16 protein-coding genes are annotated in these 19,717 nt (G+C 49.2%); 10 read left to right on the top strand and 6 right to left on the bottom strand.

From position 1 onward, the window contains the following. Positions 1–912: a GGDEF domain-containing protein gene (locus tag DEU29_RS05860; RefSeq protein ID WP_133539322.1), complete on the top strand. Its 912-nt coding sequence runs from the start codon at positions 1–3 to the stop codon at positions 910–912. Here the strand turns inward: DEU29_RS05860 and DEU29_RS05855 are convergent. Beyond that, positions 905–2,227, bottom strand: a complete 1,323-nt coding sequence (locus DEU29_RS05855) for a DASH family cryptochrome (RefSeq protein ID WP_133539321.1) — start codon at positions 2,225–2,227, stop codon at positions 905–907. The two genes, DEU29_RS05860 and DEU29_RS05855, sit on opposite strands and share 8 nt — an antisense overlap. A 74-nt stretch (positions 2,228–2,301) precedes the next feature. Here DEU29_RS05855 and DEU29_RS05850 point away from each other — a divergent pair, with 74 nt between their 5' ends. Continuing rightward, the gene (locus DEU29_RS05850) at positions 2,302–2,757 is read left to right on the top strand and encodes a DUF3429 domain-containing protein (RefSeq protein ID WP_133539320.1); all 456 of its coding nucleotides are present in this window, start codon (positions 2,302–2,304) and stop codon (positions 2,755–2,757) included. Between the two features lie 53 nt (positions 2,758–2,810). Here DEU29_RS05850 and DEU29_RS05845 read toward each other — a convergent pair whose 3' ends face one another. After that, positions 2,811–5,591, bottom strand: coding sequence for a M16 family metallopeptidase (locus tag DEU29_RS05845; RefSeq protein ID WP_133539319.1), 2,781 nt, complete (start codon positions 5,589–5,591; stop codon positions 2,811–2,813). A 213-nt stretch (positions 5,592–5,804) separates the two neighbouring features. Between DEU29_RS05845 and udk the strand changes: the two genes are divergently transcribed. Beyond that, the gene (gene udk, locus DEU29_RS05840) at positions 5,805–6,437 is read left to right on the top strand and encodes a uridine kinase (RefSeq protein ID WP_133539318.1); all 633 of its coding nucleotides are present in this window, start codon (positions 5,805–5,807) and stop codon (positions 6,435–6,437) included. A gap of 11 nt (positions 6,438–6,448) precedes the next feature. Beyond that, a complete protein-coding gene (locus tag DEU29_RS05835; RefSeq protein ID WP_133539317.1) occupies positions 6,449–7,657 on the top strand; it encodes a NupC/NupG family nucleoside CNT transporter in 1,209 nt (402 codons plus the stop codon). A gap of 121 nt (positions 7,658–7,778) precedes the next feature. Here DEU29_RS05835 and tesB read toward each other — a convergent pair whose 3' ends face one another. Next, a complete protein-coding gene (tesB, locus tag DEU29_RS05830) occupies positions 7,779–8,639 on the bottom strand; it encodes an acyl-CoA thioesterase II (protein WP_133539316.1) in 861 nt (286 codons plus the stop codon). Positions 8,640–8,916: 277 nt separating this feature from the next. Here tesB and acnA point away from each other — a divergent pair, with 277 nt between their 5' ends. After that, positions 8,917–11,589 carry an aconitate hydratase AcnA gene (acnA, locus tag DEU29_RS05825; protein ID WP_133539315.1) on the top strand — a complete coding sequence of 891 codons (2,673 nt, stop codon included), beginning with the start codon at positions 8,917–8,919 and terminating at the stop codon, positions 11,587–11,589. Between the two features lie 516 nt (positions 11,590–12,105). Here the strand turns inward: acnA and DEU29_RS05820 are convergent. Continuing rightward, entirely contained in the window at positions 12,106–12,813 is a 708-nt protein-coding gene (locus DEU29_RS05820; protein WP_133539314.1) for an SDR family NAD(P)-dependent oxidoreductase, read from the bottom strand. After that, positions 12,810–13,187: a 2-amino-4-hydroxy-6-hydroxymethyldihydropteridine diphosphokinase gene (folK, locus tag DEU29_RS05815; protein ID WP_133539313.1), complete on the bottom strand. Its 378-nt coding sequence runs from the start codon at positions 13,185–13,187 to the stop codon at positions 12,810–12,812. Before folK ends, DEU29_RS05820 begins: the two co-directional genes overlap by 4 nt. Before the next feature lie 216 nt (positions 13,188–13,403). Between folK and DEU29_RS05810 the strand changes: the two genes are divergently transcribed. The 5 genes from DEU29_RS05810 to asnB are packed head-to-tail and all read left to right on the top strand — an operon-like array spanning position 13,404 to position 18,531. Then, positions 13,404–13,889, top strand: coding sequence for a hypothetical protein (locus DEU29_RS05810; RefSeq protein WP_243734491.1), 486 nt, complete (start codon positions 13,404–13,406; stop codon positions 13,887–13,889). Continuing rightward, a complete protein-coding gene (locus DEU29_RS05805; RefSeq protein ID WP_133539312.1) occupies positions 13,882–15,303 on the top strand; it encodes a sodium:solute symporter family protein in 1,422 nt (473 codons plus the stop codon). Before DEU29_RS05810 ends, DEU29_RS05805 begins: the two co-directional genes overlap by 8 nt. Then, positions 15,303–15,425, top strand: a complete 123-nt coding sequence (locus tag DEU29_RS14180) for a hypothetical protein (RefSeq protein WP_279513220.1) — start codon at positions 15,303–15,305, stop codon at positions 15,423–15,425. The genes DEU29_RS05805 and DEU29_RS14180 overlap by 1 nt, the downstream gene beginning before the upstream one ends. A gap of 4 nt (positions 15,426–15,429) precedes the next feature. After that, positions 15,430–16,497, top strand: a complete 1,068-nt coding sequence (locus DEU29_RS05800) for an aspartate/ornithine carbamoyltransferase family protein (RefSeq protein WP_133539311.1) — start codon at positions 15,430–15,432, stop codon at positions 16,495–16,497. Positions 16,498–16,515: 18 nt separating this feature from the next. Further along, complete coding sequence (gene asnB / locus DEU29_RS05795) at positions 16,516–18,531, top strand: asparagine synthase (glutamine-hydrolyzing) (protein ID WP_133539310.1); 2,016 nt, start codon at positions 16,516–16,518, stop codon at positions 18,529–18,531. 10 nt (positions 18,532–18,541) lie between these two features. On the opposite strand, the gene msrB is transcribed toward asnB, so the two are convergent. Continuing rightward, the gene (gene msrB / locus DEU29_RS05790; protein WP_133539309.1) at positions 18,542–19,678 is read right to left on the bottom strand and encodes a peptide-methionine (R)-S-oxide reductase MsrB; all 1,137 of its coding nucleotides are present in this window, start codon (positions 19,676–19,678) and stop codon (positions 18,542–18,544) included. Positions 19,679–19,717 lie beyond the last annotated feature (39 nt).

Genomic DNA, 19,717 nt, shown 5'->3' with positions numbered 1-19,717 from the left:
ATGGAAATTGAAAAGACCTTTCGTGAATTCTTAGAAATCATTCCGGATGGTGCCCTGGTTATTGACCAGGCAGGGACTATTGTCGCCGCCAATATGGCCGCAGCAACTATGTTTGATTATAGTTCAAGTGGCTTGATTGATTTGCCGCTTGATCAACTCATTCCGGTCGAGTTTCGACAGGCGCATGCGGGGCATTTAAAGCACTTTTTTGAGCACCCGGGTAAACGCTCTATGGGCAATGGCCTGCGGTTTCCTGCGGTAAAACGCAGCGGTGTCACGTTTTACGTGGATATCATGCTTAATCAAATGGATGTCGACGGTGCGCTTTACGGCGTTGCCATTGTTCGCGATTATACCCTCCAGCAACAAGCCGAAGAGAAGATCCGCCGCGAGCTGGAATTTGAAAAGCGCCAGGCCTTAACCGACCATTTAACCGGCGTGATGAACCGCCGTGCGTTTGTGGCTCAACTGAATGAAGAACTGCAACAGCTAGCTGAGCATGGCACGCCTTTCGCGGTCGGTTTTATCGATTTGGATGACTTTAAAGAGGTGAATGACAAGTTTGGTCATCAATATGGCGATGAGGTGTTGCAGGCTATTGGTAAGATGATTACCTCGTGCAGTCGTCACTCTGATCATGTTGCCCGTATTGGTGGCGATGAGTTTGCCACCATTCATCCGATGATTTCAGCAGAAAATGCCCAACAGATGATGGAGCGGTTACGCACACAATTAGTCTCGGGTATCGCGTCAGAACACTTGCCTGTTACTTTATCTATCGGCTTATGCCAGTGCGACCAACTCTCTCAGGGGCATACGGTCGAAAGCATTATCGATATGGCTGACAAGGCTATGTATCAGGCAAAAAGCGCAGGTAAAAACGCGGTGGTGTTGGCTAAGCCGGCTAACTAACCGGCCAATCTGCAGCGTCAGTACTGTCCATCGAGCGCGTGGTATTGCCTTGCCAACGTGCAATAAACTCGCCATCCGGGTCAAACTGATTAGTCTGCTTGTCCAGGTTAAAATGCCTACCGCCGCGTGGGTCAGCGCCAACTCCCGCAATGTATTGCCAGTTGCCCCAGTTTGAACCGATATCATAATCCAGTAATTGTTGTTCAAAATAGGCGGCACCATAGCGCCAATCAATAGCTAATTCGTTAACCAGACAGCTGGCGACGATTTGACGGCCACGGTTGGACATATAACCGGTCTGGTTGAGTTGCTTCATACAGGCGTTAACTAATGGGAAGGGGGTAGTGCCGCAACACCATTGTTTAAACCGGGCAGGATAAAATGTCGTCTGCGGCTTGATATTATTAATGCCACCGACGGCGAAGACACGCTCCTGGTAATGCCGTAGATACCAGAAAAAATATTCCCGCCACAGTAATTCAAAGACAATCCAGTAGGTCGATTCGTTTTCGCCGTGCTCTGCTTCGTACTTGCGTAATCGGTTAATCACTTGCTGTGGCGAAAGGTTGCCGTGAGCAAGGTAGGCTGACAACTTGGTCGATTGATCAAAACCGTCCAGAGCATTACGGGTTTGTTTATAGGTTGCCGGTGCCGCGCTGCTAAAATAGCTGTGCAGGTGACGTTGTGCCGCAGACTCCCCCCCGCTTAGCCAGGTGTCAGACAGGTTTTGGGTAAGCTCAAGTGGGGGCGCCGTCGAGCCGCCCATTGCTTTGTGGTCAAAATTTATTGGCTGCTCCGGCTTCGCAGTAATGCTTAATGACAAAGGCTCGAGACGCCGCCGGAACTGGCTATAAGAAGCGGGAAACTGTTGCTCGTCAAAGGGCAGGTGGTGTTCACTCAACAGGGTACTATTGGCTGATGCGTTGAATGCAATAAACCGAAACTGCTTTTGCAGTTGTTGCCACCGGCGTCGCTCATAGACGCCGTTTTGAAGCCCGGCGAATACCGCTTCTGGTTGGTATTGGCTGATTAACTGGCTGATTTCGTCCAGTGGTTCTCCCACACGAATCAGCAGTTGGTGGCCGGCTTGTTCTAATTGGTGCTTTAGATCTTGCAGTGACTGCCAAATAAAACTGAGGCGTTGTTGACCAAGACTAGGCATACCATAGCGGCCGCGCGATAGGCTGTTTTTATCAATAACATAGCAGTAGCACAGTGCGTCTGATTGACGTTGTGCGGTTTGCAAAGCGATATTATCCGATAAGCGCAGGTCATGGGTAAACCAATAAAGCGAACGGGAATAAGTTTTACTCATCAACTAAACTTAACCAGGTTAATTCTCGTTATAACAGTCAATTACGCAAAAACTAACAAAATGGACGTGTTCTGATGGAATCTGCAAAAACAAAACTGATGCAACTTTTGGGTTATGCCGGGCTTGTTCCGTTCTTGATTTCTGCACTGGCCGAATTAATGGCACTAAACCTACCGATACCGGTGTCACCGATGACGCTGCTACTGACTTATGGTGCCATCATTTTAAGCTTTATGTCGGGCACGCTCTGGGGAAGAGCGATTCACAGGGCGGATAGTGAAGCGACTAATAGTTTGTTGTTACTCAGTAATCTATTTGCGTTGCTGGCCTGGTTAACATTATTGCTCGAAAGCGTGTTTTGGGCATTGTTGGTGCAGATGGTCGGTTTTGCGTTGGTGCTTGTGTTTGAGCGTACATTGGCCCGAGGCACACTAATGACAACGCAGTCAGGCTATTACCCCATGCGTCTTATTCTTACCACCGGCGTTATTGTTTGTCAGCTGTTGGTGCTGGGTAATCATATCTTTTAGACACAAAAAAAGTGCAGGACACGGGTCCTGCACTTTTTAGTTTTAAGGCGCTGTTATTTTACGTCGTCAAGAATCGTGACTTCGCCCAGATTTAGCGAACGGACTTTCTCTTCGATTTGCTCTAAATCACCAACGATAACCCATGTCATGGCGTCGGGACGCAGCACACTATCAGCAGTTTGCTTAACGCTATCCAAATCGATATTTGAAACACGTTGCGCATAGGCTTCTAAGTACTGCATGTCTTTGCCTTTGTTCAATGTGTCACTGACTGCATTGATCAATTGACCTTTGGTCTCGTAAGCGCCCGGCAATTTAGCTACTTTATTAGCTTTTACTTTCGCTAACTCGTCAGCAGTAGCAGGATTTTCACCCTCGTATTGAGTAAATTCTTTAACAATTTCCTCAATTGACTCCTGGGTTTTATCCGTTTGTACCGGAGCTAAGGCGATTAACAGGCCCGGACCCAGGTTATCTAACCACATGGAGCGCGCTCCGTATGACCAACCTTTGTCCTCACGCAAGTTCATGTTTAAGCGGCTGGTAAAGCTACCGCCTAAAATGGTATTCATGACATCGATAGTATCAGCATTATCTACCGTACCCGATGGGGCTAATTGACCTGCGATGATCAATGATTGCGGTGTGCCGGGTTTATCGATCAGGAATACCCGCGCTTGTTCCTGCGCAGCAGGGCGTTCTAAGACTTTGCTCGGCTTAGCGCTCGCCGGAGCCTGCCAGTCTGCCAGTTGCTGCTCCAGTAACGGCTTAATCTGCGCCTCTGTGGTGTCACCAACAATAACCAGTCGGGCGTTATCCGGACGTAACCAGGTTTGTACATGGTCGACTAAATCGTCGCGTGTTAACGCGTTGATTGAATCAACAGTACCTGAGCCCGTTAACGGCTGGCTGTAAGCGTGGTCTTCACCAAACATTAAACCGGGTACAACGCGCAGTGCCTGAGTTTGCGGACGAGCCTGTTCTTTGCGAATGTCTTCAAGCCAGTTAGAGCGTTTACGATCGATTTCAGCTTGTGGGAAGGTCGGCCGCAAAATAATCTCGCTCATCAAGCCTAAGCTTTGTTCCAGGTTAACGGTCAAGCTGTTAAGGCTAATGGTTGAGGTGTCTAAGCTGGCGTATGCATTCAAACCCGTACCCAGATTTTCCAGTTTTGCGGCAAGCTCCATAGGGCCATAATTTTCGGTGCCTTCTTTAAGCATCGACATGGCAAAGCTGGCGGTACCGGCGTGAGTGCCTGCGTCAGCTGCGTAACCGGCGTCAGCAACCAAACGCATTTCAACGGTAGGTGTATCGTGGCGTTCGGCAAGATATACTTCCAGGCCATTGGACAGCGTAAAGGTATTTAATTCCGGTAACTCAAGTGTTGGCAGATCACCAACGTCCGGAAGTTGGTCACGGCTTGCCTGCGCTTCGCCGGCCTGATAACCAGGTTGTGGCTGTACGTGCAGAATGAAGTCGCCGTCAGTTAACCAACGTTTACCAGCTGCTTGTAAATCGCTAACGGTGGCATTTTTAAGCCAGTCCATTTCTTTCGCATAAAAGCCGGGGTCACCATGGTAAACCTCGCCTGAGGCAAGTAAATCAGATTTACCACCAAAACCACCCACTTTTTCGACGCGACGCACAAAACCTGCGGTGGTGCTGAACTTGGTGCGTTGCAACTCTTCCTGTGTCGGACCTTCAGTTAACAAGCGGTTAAGTTCTTCGTCAATAATGGCTTCTACGCGGTCCAGGTCGACACCTGCTTTGGCGTCAGCAGTGATAAAGAACTGACCGGCCAAATCACGACCGAATTGGAAGCCACCGACTGAGCTGGCAATTTGCTCTTCGTATACTAAGCGCTCGTATAAACGCGAGTTTTTGCCATTAGCCAGAATATCTGACAGTAAGCTGAGGTATTCATGGTCTGCAGTACCTAACTGAGCGGTATTCCAGATACGATAAATACGCGCAGCCGGCACGTCATCCTGCATGGTGGCACGTTTAGTACCCTCGCGCTTAGCAACCCAGGCTTCAAGCTTTTGCAGCGGTTTACCGGGTGCAATATCAGCAAAATATTTTTCTACTTTTTCTTTAGCGGTTTCGACATCAATGTCACCGGCTAACACTAATACTGCGTTGGAGGCGCCGTAATAGTCTTTGAACCACTGGTGGACATCATCTAACGAAGCATTGTTTAAGTCTTCCATCGAGCCAATAACGGACCATGAATAGGGGTGACCTTCAGGGAAGGTTTGCTCTGCTAAGTAGCCCCAGACACGACCGTAAGGTTGTGCTTCGCCCTGGCGTTTCTCGTTTTGTACAACGCCACGCTGTTCGTCTAACTTTTCCTGAGTAACTGCCCCCAGCAAATGACCCATGCGGTCAGATTCCATCCACAACGCCATATCTAAGGCCGGGGTGGGAACATTTTGGAAGTAGTTGGTGCGGTCATTGTTGGTGGTGCCGTTCATTTCTGTTGCACCAGCGCGCTCAAACGGGCCAAAGTATTCGTCGTCGTAGTTTTCTGTGCCATTAAACATCAGGTGTTCAAATAGGTGAGCAAAGCCGGTTTTGCCGGGTTTCTCGTCTTTAGAACCCACTGCATACCACACGTTGACGGCAACGATAGGGGCTTTACGGTCTTCATGCACAACTACTGTTAAGCCGTTGTCCAGTTTGAATGTTTCGTAGCTTACCTCGACTTCAGGAAACTGTTGTTGATTTACCGATTGTTCAGTTTGGGTCGTAGCATTGGCGCTTTGTGTCATTTGGCATCCGCCAAGTAACGCTGCGCTAACAGCCACTGCCGTTAAAGTTTTTATCATTTTCATTCGTAAAAGTTCCTTAGAACGTTCTCTCGAACATAACGTCATACAATAAATAGCCAAGCTACTATAGCGGGACTACTTGTATAGCTGTAGCAAGATGCGTTACAAAATTGTAACGAAATTAGACAAAGCATTTCGACCACTGGACTTTTAATTGTGGTAACAATCAAGGATAATTGCGCGCGGTCAGAAAAGCTTAAGGGAAAACACACGCTTGTGAGTAAGACGACAGTTATTGCAATCGCAGGGGCCTCAGCCTCGGGTAAAAGCTTGTTTGCTTCGACGGTTTATCACGAACTGGTCGAGGAACTGGGTAGTGATGGTATCGCTATTCTTGCCGAGGACGCCTACTATCGGGATCAAAGTCATATGACCATGGAGCAGCGAGTGCTGACCAATTATGACCAACCCTCGGCGTTTGAGCATGATTTATTATTGCAGCATATTCAGCAACTGCGCCGCGAAGAGGGCGTTGACATGCCGCAGTACAGCCATACAACGCACACCCGCCTGCAAGAAAGTATTCGTGTTGCTCCTGCTAAAGTGATAATGGTAGAAGGAATATTACTGTTAACTGACCCCGCGTTGAGGCAGGAATTCGATATTGCGGTGTTTATGGATACGCCCTTAGATATTTGTCTGCTGCGCCGCATCAAGCGTGATATAGAAGAGCGTGGCCGTACTTTGCAGTCAGTTACAGAACAATATGAGCAGTATGTGCGTCCGGCATTTTTCGACCACATTTTTCCGTCCAAGCAGTACGCTGATCTGGTTGTCACCCGCGGTGGTCAAAACGAGATCGCTATCGACATTATAAAAACAAAAATACGCCAGTTGCTGGCAGAATAAGTTGGTCCTATATGAATAGTTTACTCGGCATTGCCGTTATCCTTCTGGTTGCTTACTTACTGTCAACCAATCGCAAGAATATTCGCTGGCGCACCGTTATCGGTGCGTTTGCTATTCAAATGTCACTTGCCGGCTTTGTGCTTTACGTGCCCCTTGGGCGCGAGATGCTGTTTAGCTTTGCTCAAGGCGTCTCGGCGGTTATTGGCTACACCTCCGCCGGTATTAACTTTTTGTTTGGGGGGCTGGCATCAGAAGAGTTTGGCTTTGTTTTTGCTATCCAGGTACTCAGCGTTATCGTTTTCTTCTCGTCACTGATTTCGGTGCTTTATTACCTTGGTATCATGAAGTGGATTATTCGTATTCTGGGTGGCGGCTTACAAAAATTACTGAATACCAGCCGCCCCGAGTCGATGTCGGCGGCAGCTAATATTTTTGTCGGCCAAACGGAAGCGCCGATGATGGTCAGACCCTTTATCGGCACCATGACCCGTAGTGAGTTATTTGCTGTCATGGTCGGTGGTATGAGCTCGGTATCCGGGTCGGTATTGGCCGGCTATGCAGGAGTCGGAGTTGAGCTTAAATACCTTATTGCAGCAAGCTTCATGGCTGCGCCCGCGGGCTTCTTGATGGCTAAGATGATGATTCCGGAGTGCGAAACTCCGCGTAATGATCTGGAAGAAGTTGAAGTCGAGGACAACTCTGCCAACGTCATTGATGCAGCCGCATCAGGGGCTTCCAGTGGTCTTCAGCTTGCCATGAACGTGGGTGCGATGCTGTTAGCCTTTGTTGCGTTAATCGCTCTGGTGAATGGCATATTTGGCTGGGTCGGTGGCTGGTTTGGTTACCCCGGACTAACCATGCAGGAAGTTTTTGGTTATGTGTTCCAGCCGGTGGCTTATGTGCTGGGTATCAGCTGGGATGAGGCACAAATTGCCGGTAGCTTTATTGGCCAGAAGCTGGTTATTAACGAATTTGTCGCCTACCTGGACTTTGTTAACTACAAAGATCAGCTGAGTGAACACTCGCAAGTCATTATTACTTTCGTGTTGTGTGGTTTTGCCAACTTCTCCTCAATCGCCATACTGCTCGGTGGGTTAGGCGGTATGGCGCCAAGTCGACGCCATGATATAGCTCGTTTGGGCATGCGCGCTTTACTCGCGGCAACAATGGCAAACATGATGAGCGCCGCAATCGCTGGCTTCTTCGTGTCACTGACCTAAGCCAAGGTCACGGCGTTCAAGGCACCAACGGTGCCGCCAGGCAAATGGCCACAGGCCATGTCAAGCAAAGCGCGAAGCGCTGCCAAGCAAGCTGCACGGCAGCGCCAAGCAAGCCAACGCGTCAGCGTTGGCGCCGCATCACACCTTCCTGAATAGTAGACGCAACCAGTGTGCCGTCACGTGTATAGATTTGCCCTCTGACTAAGCCACGATTACCGCTCGCCGATGGGCTGTCGATAGCATAGAGCAACCAATCGTCCATGCGGAAATCGCGATGGAACCACATGGCATGATCAATGGTTGCAACTTGCATGTTCGGTTGTGCAAAGCTCATGCCGTGTGGCTGCAATGCCGTGGGCAAAAAGTTAAAGTCTGAGGCGTACGCCAATAGGTATTTGTGCACGCGCAGGTCAGCCGGCATTTCGCCGTTGGCTTTAAGCCAAACGTAGCGCTTGGGTTCGTCTTTTTCCGGTTTGAACGGGTTGTAGGCGGTCACAAAGCGCATTTCGATTGGCTTTTCGCAAATAAACTTATTACGGATCGGCGCAGGAATTAAATCCTGATGCTCTTTGTAGATATCAATATCTGATACCAGCCCCTCAGGACCGGGGACTTCCGGCATGGTGTCCTGATGTTCAAAGCCGACCTCGTCTTCCTGAAACGAAGCGGTCATATGAAAAATGGGTTTGCCGTTTTGTATCGCTTTGACGCGACGCGTGGAGATGCTTTTGCCATCACGAATGACTTCTACATCGTATACAATTGGCTTTTTAGCATCACCCGGGCGCAAAAAGTAACTGTGAAACGAGTGCGCGCCACGTTCAGGAGGCAGTGTCTCTTTAGCTGCCGACAGGGCCTGGCCAATAACCTGACCACCAAACACAGCGCCAAAGCCCAAATCTTGACTATTGCCGCGGTAAATACCTTGCTCGATAGTTTCTAACTGCAGAAGGTTTAACAAATTATCTAATACTTGGCTCATTGCCTTGCTTCCCTGTGCTTTACTAAGTGTTCATTGATACAATGAGTAATAGTGTACCCAATTGATCTGATTTCGTCTTTATCGACTATGTTCTATAGAAACAATTAATAGTAAAAATAAATGCTTATCGAATAATACATAACCGTCAGGGCTGGCGAGTTTTTGTTGATTGTGTTTGACTATTAACAACAAAATCAATGGCCGATTGATTTTGCATTGACTATAGTTGATGGTATCTATTGGCTAAAACAACGCTCAATGCGAATGGGAGAGTACTATGTCAGGCAAAAATAGTCTGGATACGTTAAGTACATTGGATGTTAAGGGCAAAAGTTATGACTATTACAGCTTGCCTAAGGCAGCCAAGTCATTAGGAAATATCGATAAATTGCCGGCATCAATGAAAGTGTTGCTGGAAAACCTGTTACGTAACGAAGATGGCGAAACCGTAACCGGCGATGATCTGAAAGCGATGGTCGACTGGTTAAAAGAAAAGAAAATCGACCGCGAGATCCAGTACCGCCCGGCGCGCGTCCTGATGCAGGACTTTACCGGCGTACCGGGCATTGTGGATTTAGCTGCAATGCGTGATGCGGTCGATAAAGCCGGTCACAATCCTGAAATCATCAATCCGTTATCACCTGTTGACCTGGTCATTGACCACTCGGTGATGGTCGATAAATATGCCACACCAGAAGCGTTTAAACAGAATGTGCGGATGGAGATGGATCGTAACAAGGAGCGCTACGAGTTCCTTAAGTGGGGACAAGGCGCGTTTGAAAACTTCCGTGTCGTGCCACCCGGCACCGGTATTTGTCACCAGGTTAACCTGGAATACCTGGGTAAAAGTGTATGGACCAAAGAAGAGGACGGCCGCACCGTAGCGTATCCTGATACCCTGGTTGGTACAGATTCTCATACCACCATGATTAACGCACTTGGCGTGCTGGGCTGGGGTGTCGGCGGTATCGAAGCCGAAGCCGCAATGCTTGGGCAACCCGTTTCAATGCTGATCCCCGAAGTCGTTGGTTTCCGCATGACCGGTAAACTACCGGAAGGCGTGACCGCGACCGACTTGGTATTGACCGTAACGCAAATGCTGCGTGAACGCGGCGTAGTGGGTAAATTCGTCGAGTTCTACGGCCCGGGTCTTGATAACCTGCCTCTGGCTGACCGTGCAACGATTTCAAACATGGCACCTGAATATGGCGCAACCTGTGGTTTCTTCCCGGTTGACGATGAAACGATCAATTACATGCGCCTGTCAGGCCGTGATGACGAAACACTGGCACTGGTGGAAGCTTACTGCAAAGAGCAGGGTTTATGGCGTTCCAATGATAACGAGCCAGAATTTACTGACTCTCTGGAGCTTGACTTAAGCAGCGTAACAGCATCACTTGCAGGACCTAAACGCCCGCAAGATCGGGTCAATATGGAACAGCTGGGTAGTAATTTTGACCTGATTCTGGAAACCAACGGTCAGGCCAACGAAACAGACAAAGAAGTACCGGTTAAAGGTAAAGATTACAGCTTGTCGCACGGTGACGTGGTCATTGCTGCAATTACTTCCTGTACCAATACGTCCAACCCCAGTGTATTAATGGCTGCGGGCTTGCTGGCCAAGAAAGCAGTAGAAAAAGGCCTGGATCGTAAACCCTGGGTTAAGTCATCGTTTGCGCCCGGCTCAAAAGTTGTTACTGACTATCTGAAAAAAGCAGGCTTTACGCCATACATGGAAGACCTCGGCTTCCACTTGGTCGGCTATGGCTGTACCACCTGTATCGGTAACTCGGGTCCACTGGATGACGAAATCAGCGATGCAATCAACGAAGGTAACCTAACGGTCTCTTCAGTATTGTCGGGTAACCGTAACTTCGAAGGTCGCGTGCACCCTGATGTAAAAGCTAACTGGTTAGCATCACCGCCGTTAGTCGTTGCATACGCACTGGCCGGTACCACGCGTACAGACCTAAGCAAAGAGCCGCTGGGTAAGGACAAAGATGGCAACGCTGTGTTCTTAAAAGACATCTGGCCAACGAGCGCTGAAATTGCCGAAGCGGTTAAAACTGTTGATAACGAGATGTTCCGTAAAGAATATGCGGAAGTCTTTAAAGGCGACGACGAATGGCGTGCGATCAATGTTGCCGAAGGTAAAGTCTACGACTGGCAGGATGATTCAACCTATGTGAAAAACCCGCCATTCTTTGACGGTATTGATCAGCCGCTGCAAGATCCGCAGGACATCAACGATGCCAACGTATTAGCGGTATTTGCAGATTCGATCACCACTGACCACATTTCGCCGGCTGGCGCGATTAAGCCGGATTCACCGGCAGGTAAATACTTGCAGGAAAACGGCGTCGAGGTTAAAGACTTTAACTCTTACGGTTCGCGCCGTGGTAACCACGAAGTCATGATGCGTGGTACCTTCGCTAACATCCGCATTAAAAACCAAATGCTGGACGACGTTGAGGGTGGTTTTACTCAATATGTACCAACTGGCGAGCAAATGTCGATGTACGATGCCGCCATGAAGTATATGGAGAACGATACACCGTTGGTGGTGCTGGCCGGTAAAGAGTACGGCACCGGCTCCAGCCGTGACTGGGCTGCCAAAGGTACGCGTCTGTTAGGTGTAAAAGCGGTTATCGCCGAGAGCTATGAGCGTATTCACCGTTCTAACTTAGTTGGTATGGGCGTACTGCCGTTACAATTCGAAGACGGTCAAGGCGTCGAAGCCCACGGCTTAACCGGCGAAGAACAGATCTCAATTCACGGCCTGAGCAAAGACCTGAAACCAGGACAAATGCTAGACGTAGTCGCCAAACGCAAGAATGGCGAAGAGGTTAAGTTCAAAGTCAAATGCCGCATCGACACCGGCAACGAAATGCAGTACTACAAAAACGGCGGTATCCTGCACTTCGTACTCCGCCAAATGCTCAAAAACTAGTCGCTCGCGCTAGGGCGCGAGAGCAAACAAAAACCGGCCTCGCGCCGGTTTTTTTGTTGCCGTCGGATGGCGAAAGGGTGACAACAGGGCTTTTTAGACTTCACGGCACGCCTATTCTGGGGGGACGCTGCAAGTACGTCCGTGTACGCTTGTTTCCGGCCATCCATGGCCTCCAACACCCCCCAGAATAGGCGTGCCATAAAGCCTAAAGCCCTGCTGTCACCCTTTCGCTTTTAGCCTGGCAACACGTTGGTGTCGGTGAGGACGTTGGGAGAAAGCGGCGTTAAGGTGATTGACCGCAGCGTCGAGGTTGGCGTTAGTGTTTTAGCATCCCCATCTCAGGGGGTGTTGGAGGCCATGGATGGCCGGAAACAAGCGTACAGGGATGTACTTGCAGCGTCCCCCTGAGATGGGGGTGCTGAAGCACTAAAAAGCCATCCTCGTCGCTGCGGTCAATCACCAGCCGCATTTCTCGCAACGTCATCACCGCCGCCCAACGTCCCCACCGACACCTGTTCAGATCTTCAACGCGCGGCCGCCGTCGACTTTGATGGATTCGCCGGTCAGGAACGGGTTGTCGCGGAAGAATTTGACGGTGTCGATCATGGGTTGCAGGCCGCCTTCGACGGTCAGTGGGGTTTCTGCCAGGACTTGTTTACGGTGGTCGCTGTCGTGTTCCGGGAGGAACAGAATCGGGCCTGGCTGGATGGCATTGACACGGATATTAGGGGCTAGCGACTTGGCAAATGCCAGGGTCATGTTGGCTAGTGCTGCTTTGGCACCGCAGTAGGCAATGTAGTCGGTTGATGGACGATCGCTGTAGATATCGGTGATGTTGATCACCAAGCCGTCGTTGGCTGTTGACAGTACGTCTTGTAAGCCCGTGATTAATTTGTAGGGCGCAATAGCATGAACCGCGTAGACTGCTTGTAACTTATCAGCGTCATCGTCAACATCGCTGTTATTAAAAAAGCACGAGGCATTATTAACTAACAGATCGATGTGCTGAGCTTGCTCTTTTACCGTGGCAATCATGTCGTCGATGGCTGCAATGTCACTGAAGTCAGCTTGCAGGCCGATGGCACCGCGCTGCTCTAGTTGCTCAACACCCTGTTTAGACGAATTATAATGGGCATACACCGTATAGCCCTGATCCAATAAATCATTGGCGAGCTCATAGCCAAACCGCCGGCCGGCGCCGGTAATCAATGCGACCTTACTCACTTTGTTTCTCCTACTGCTGTTAAATCCGGGATCAGCTGTTGCAAATAGTCGGGCACTTCCGGGTTATCATCAAGTTCGCCCAAAATATCAATATCAATTGGCCGATCTTTAACGCTGCAAAGTGGATCGGAACGATCGCGGCCCAGCAGCACTTCAATCTGATTAAATTCCGCTTTTAGTGCGGTCGGCGTAAGTGCTGTTTCGAGTATGAATAACGCGTTTAAAAACGGATGATTGGTATTCATGCCGACGGGCTTGGTGGTGATGTCTCTGGAGAACTCCAGTTCGTCTGCCAGTTTTGCCAAATAATGTTTAGCGCGAGAAAAGTGAAGCTCGGGTTCGATATTTGAGCCGAGGCTGCAAAGATACTTCATGCTGTTGTTGTTCCCTGATCCGCCGGTGGCTTAGTCGTATGAGTTAATTAGTCATATTACTACGGTAGCCTGCGAAAAATGGTTTTTGTTTGCAATGTTTATTCGCGATTGTTAACTAAAGTTTGCATGCGTATAGGCGCGATTATGACTAAAGTTGAAATAAACGTGGGGGGCTGATAGCCTGAAATTCATGTACTGCAAGCCAAAGCGGACTTTATGGTTAGCCTGAAAACCAGACAGCCTGGCATCGCTAAATGCGTTGTTACATTGTTGAGTTTGTGTTTATTGCTGCTATTGCCGCGGCTTGTGTCTGCGCAATCACTGACCCTGTCTGGTCCTGAAGATACTGTCCGCGAAGGCTATTTTACGGTTTCCGTCAGTGAATCAAATAGCGAGGTGGTTAAGAATCTAGTCATCGAATCATCGACTTCTGCCGGTTTTGATCAGGCCGTAACGCACTTTCCCGCGCTGGGCGATTTTAAACAACTATCGCTGACAGGGTTCAGTAACGGCACCTATTACCTCCGAGCCCGGGCGGACAATATCGAAGCCCCCAGCAATGTAATTCAAGTTAAGGTTAATCATTATCCCTTATGGCAAGCGCTGGGCCTGTTTTTTGTCGGTTTGCTGTTGTTCATCGTGCTGGTGGTCGTCTTGTTGACCTTTCACCGCCGGGTTCAGCGAGGTGCTACTCATGACTGAGTTTGCTCTGGATACCTCGGTAGGACTCACCATTGTCGTTCTGTTTGGTATTTTTTGGGTGGTTTTTGGTTTTTGGCTCGGGCGCAAAAACAAAACCCATGAGGACTTTGCCTTAGCCGGTCGTAACGTTGGCTTCGCTTTTGCTGCGGCCACCGCTATGGCAACCTGGGTCACCAGTAATACCACGTTGGTAGCGCCGCAGTTGACCTACCAATTTGGCATTTGGGGAATGATTGGGTACTCCTTCGCGGCATTGGGGTTACTGCTGTTTGCGCCTATGGCTAAACGCATCAAGAAGTTATTGCCCAATGGCTATACCTCGGGCGATTTTGTGCGGCTACGTTATGGTCAGGCAGCATGGTGGGTGTTTATCATCATTTCAGTGGTTTATGCATTTGGCTGGCTGATTAGTTTAGGCATGGCCGGCGGCATTTTACTCGAGTCATTAAGTGGCCTCGACTACCACATTGGCATGACGGCAATTTTGATTATTTGCGTCGGCTACACCTTATTCGGCGGTATGCGTGCTGTTATTGCTACCGATTTTATTCAGGCGCTGATTATTATCGTCGGCATTAGCGCCATTGCGTTCTGGTTGATCAACAATGTCGGCCTGGACAGCATTCATCAAAACTTGTCCGCCGAGCATCCGCAACTGCTGGATTTGCTGTTTCCGGCAGCGGTCATGTTTTTATTTAACAATATCTTTTTCGGGCTAGGCGAAATCTTCCATTCTAACGTGTGGTGGTCAAGGGCTTTATCATTCAAACAAGGCGTGGCCTACAAAGCTTACCTTACCGGCGGCCTGATGTGGTTGCCGATTCCCATTGTGACAGGTTTTATTGCCTTAGCTGCGCCGCAACTGGGAATTTTTCCGCCCAGTGCCGACATGATTGGCCCAACGGTAGCGGCTGCAGTACGGGGTACGACGGGCGCTGTGCTGGTCTTTATCGTTATTTTTTCAGCCTTGGCGTCCAGTCTCGATTCACTGTTAGCCGCAACCTCAGATCTTGTCACGCAGGATTTATTCCATAAAAAGCTCTGTCCGAATGCGTCTGACAAAAGCCTGTTACGCTTTAACCGTTACTGTATTTTAGGCTTGGGTGTAATGACCTGGCTGTTTTGCTTACCCCGAATCGCCACGCTGGGGGCTCTACTGAACTTTGCTGGTGCATTTGTTGCCAGCACCATTTGGCCCATTGTACTGGGTCTTTATAGTCGCCGGCTTAGTGGCGGATATGCAGCGCTGGCGATGGCGGCAGGCACCGGACTGGGTTTGGTTGGCTATTTTATGGTCGGTTTTTATGTTGCTGCACTTATTTCCTGCGCCGTATCCGGATTAATTTGTGCGCTGGGAGTATGGCGCGCTCAGTCGTTGTTTGACTGGCAACAGCTAAACGAGGAGGGCGGGTAATGCAATTACCGGAACTCGCTTTTGCTATTTTGATTATCGCTGCGCTGGCATTATCGTGTTTAACACCGATCATTTTGCTGGCGCTGTTCGTAAAAGATTATTTTTCTAAAACAATATGGTAGCCCTATGAACATAAAAGATGTGTCGTTTGAAAGGGAGCGACCGGATGTCTGCGGTGATGCACACCCCAAGGCATTACTCAGAGTCATTCAGGAAGATGGCGACTATCTGTTAAAGCTGGCGAATCAACACATAGTGTCGTCAGACCAATTTACCCAGAACGGGTTGCTGCAGTTGTTTCGACTGGCGGCAAAATATGAAGCGAATCCACGGCGTTTCAGCACCTCGCTACAGGGCAAGATATTAATTTCCGCATTTTATGAGCCAAGCACGCGTACGCGGCTATCGTTTGAAAGTGCCTGGCATCGCTTAGGCGGTGACATTATGTCGATTACCGATCGTTCTACCACAGGTATCGCTAAAGGCGAGTGTCTGGCCGACGTTGCTGAAATGTTCAATAACTACGGCGACTGTGTGGTGTTGCGGGATAATAATGAAAGCTCGCTGGAGGAAATGATCGATTCGCTGCGTATTCCGATTATCAACGCAGGTAACGGTAGTGATGAGCATCCGACGCAGGCGATGGCGGATTTGTATGCGATGTTCAAGTGGAAGCCTGAACTGGTGACTGAGCAAGCGGCAGAGCATGCTGTTCGCATTGGCATTATTGGGGTGCCGGATAAAATGCGTACCGTGCGTAGCCTGATAAAATTGCTCTGTAAATTCCCTAATGCAGTGAAGGAACTGGTAATTATTCATGACCAGACGGTAACCGATGAGCTATTTGGTCAGGCTCAGCGTGAGCAGATAGAGCAGGCAGGTATTAAGGTAGCCACTGCGACTGATGTGGATAGCGTGTTACCGGAGCTTGACGTGGTTTATATTAATGCGATTTCGTGGGAGGGTGAGACCTTTAATACCTATGGTAAAACGTTCTCGTTAAGCGCCCAATCGCCGCTAAAAGAAGATGCCATTATTTTACATCCGTTGGCTCGCGGTGCTGAGCTCAATACCGACCTCGACCATACCTCACATAACTGGTACTTCAGCCAGGCTCGCGGAGCGGTATTTTTGCGGATGGCGTTACTGACTTGTATGGTGCAGCGCGCAGAGCGCGTTATTGATGTCGTTTAATAAAAGGAAAAGCAAAGAATGTGCGGAATTGCTGGAGTTTTTCATCACCAAACGGATCGTTCAATCGACGCGCAGACGTTAGTGAATATGGCCGCGATTATGCATCATCGCGGCCCTGATGGTTATGGTTATCAAGTTAAACAGGAACACGGCGTTGGTTTTAGCCATGCCCGACTGTCGATTATTGACCTGAATGAACAACGGGGTCGTCAGCCTTTTATGTCTGCGGATAAACGACTGATGCTGACACACAATGGCGAGTTCTATGATTTTAAACGTATTCGTGCAGACTTGACCGCACGGGGAGCAGCGTTTCGTTCAAAGAGTGACTCTGAGATTGTTTTACACTTATTTGAGCGCTATGGACTAGAGCATACGCTAAGTGAACTGCGTGGTGAATTTGCGTTTGGTTTGTTTGACGAGCAGGACGATAGTCTTTATCTAGTGCGCGACCGGTTTGGTATTAAACCCTTATACTGGACAGAGACCGAGCACGGCGTTGTATTCGGTTCAGAGCTAAAAGTTTTGTTCGCGCACCCTGACGTTAAGCGCGAGTTTTCTCCCGAAGGGCTCTATCACCAGTTGATTCAAGTGATGGTACCGGGGTCCACAGCGTTTGCCGGAATCAATCAGGTGCAGCCGGGTTATGTGGTAAAAATACAACGAAACAACGGTAAATTGAGTATTTCTGAACATAAATACTGGGACGTGAACTTTCCTAACGAACATGATTATCCGGGCGATGATGTCGACGAAGAACAGTATATCGAAGGTGTGCGAGCTAAATTACTGGAAGCCGTACAGCACCGGATGACCGCTGATGTGCCGGTCGGTTGTTACTTGTCGGGAGGTATCGATTCCTGTGCGATTCTGGGCTTAGCATCAGCATCGACACAAACCTCGGTAAAAGCGTTTACCATCGGGTTTGACTCTGACGCTTATGACGAAACCCCGATTGCCCGCGAAATGGCAGAAGCCACTGATGCCGACCACCATATCATGGCGCTTAAAGCCAATGACTTATATGACCATTTTGTAAAAACACTGTGGCATACCGAACGCACCATCTATAACACGCTGGGCGTGGCGAAATACTTGATGAGTAAGGAAGTGCATGAAGCCGGATACAAAGTGGTAATGACGGGAGAGGGCTCGGATGAACTTTTTGCCGGCTACCCAGCGTTTCGTAAAGACATGTTTTTACATGGCCTTGATCATTTGCCGGAAGTCGAGCGGGTAGAATGGCAAGAGCTATTAGAGAAGAACAATAAACTGTTTAAAGGCGCGATGCTGGCACGAGAAGAGTTTGTCAGCGACGCGTTTAATCAGAAAATGGGCTTTACCCCCAGTTGTGTGCAGCCGTGGCTGTCGTGCAGCAGCGTCGCGTTACCGTTAATGTCTGCAACCATGCGCGAGCAGGTAAGCGAATACGATCCCAGCAAAGCGATAGCTGATACGCTTGACGAAACCATGTTAGACGGGCGTCACCCCTTAGATCGGGCACAGTATGTGTGGATCAAAACCATGCTGGAAGGGCAAATATTGACCTGGGGAGGTGATCGCGTTGATATGGCAAACTCAATGGAAGCGCGACCGGCGTTCCTCGACCATCATTTAGCCGAGTATGCGTTTACCGTACCGCCGCATTTGCGCATTAAAGGTAATAAAGAAAAATACGTGTTGCGCGAGGCAATGAAAGGACTTCTTCCTGAAACTTTGTACAAGCGCGAGAAGTTCGCCTTTATGGCGCCGCCGGCCCACACCGACCCGGAAAAGTGGCAGGCCGTAGAAAAGCTGGCCGAGCAGTTTTTAAACGAGAAGGCGGTAAAGTCGGCAGGTTTGCTGGATTATGAGCAGGTCGTCAGAACCTTTGAGCGACATCAGGATGACGATGTGCCTGCTGAGGAACAAGTGCAACTAGATGCCGTAATCAACCATATGTTGGGCGTGCAGGTACTGCATCACCACTTTGTTGCGACCGATGTACCGCAGCAAGCGGCACAAAGGGCGCAGGAGTTAGGCTGGATAGCTTAGGCTACGCAGCTTATTCGACGTATTTAATATACTCACCATAGCCGCGTTGCTTCATTTCAGCTAACGGAATGAATTCCAGCGCGGCGGAATTCATACAGTAACGCAAGCCTGTTGGCTGTGGTCCATCTTCGAATACGTGGCCCAGATGGGAGTCGGCATAGCGGCTGCGAATTTCGGTGCGCGTGTAAAACCAGCTGTTATCCTCTTTTTCCACCACTGCATTGCTGGTAATCGGCTGGGTAAAGCTTGGCCAGCCGGTTCCGGATTTGTATTTATGTTTTGAAGAAAAAAGTGGTTCGCCACTGACGATGTCAACATACAGGCCGGGCTCTTTGTTATCCCAATAGCGGTTGTCAAACGCCGGCTCAGTCTCGTCTTCCTGTGTGACGGCATACTGGATAGGGGTCAACAGCTCACGTAATTGCTGCGTAGCTGGCTTGTTAAAATTCACCCAGGGTTTGTCACTAGCCGACTGAGACGAAGCTGTATCCTCACCGCCGGGGTTAGCGTTAGTGAACTGCTGATAATCAATATCACTGGTATCGCCCCAGTGTTTCTCGACAAAGTCATAACGACCGGAATTGTAGGTATAGACTTTGTAGCGTATCGGATTTTTATCGTAGTAGTCCTGATGGTATTCTTCGGCACGATAAAAGTTGGTGAACTCGGTTATCGGCACAACGATGGGGTCTTCAAACGGACCGTTTTCGATAAGCCATTGTTTGGATTGCTCAGCAATACGCCGCTGTTGTTCGTTATGTACGAATATTTCCGGGCGATACTGCTTACCGCGGTCAACAAACTGACCGTCAGCGTCGGTCGGGTCCATGATGCGCCAGAACTTTTGCAAAATGCCTGCGTAGCTGATGATATTAGGATTGTAATAAATCTGAGCTGCTTCGGTATGGCCGGTTTGACCGCCAGATACTTGTTTATAAGTCGGGTCTTTTTCAGTGCCGCCGGCATAGCCAGACACGACTTCGCGGACACCGTTTAATTGTTCAAAAGCTTCTTCTACACACCAAAAGCAACCGCCCGCGAGCGTTGCAACTTGTTCATTTTGTTGCTTTTCTGTTGCTGAATTTTGTGCCATGCTGAAACTACTGAAGAACAGCAGACAGGCACCTAATGTTACGTGGTAGCGCATACAACCTCCAACGTTGGAACTACTCTAAGTTTATAGGTA

It is taken from the genome of Idiomarina aquatica (genome assembly GCF_004362895.1).
Lineage (GTDB): Bacteria > Pseudomonadota > Gammaproteobacteria > Enterobacterales > Alteromonadaceae > Idiomarina.
The sequence above is the reverse complement of the archived record's forward strand: the minus strand, read 5'-3'. Positions and strand labels throughout refer to the sequence as shown.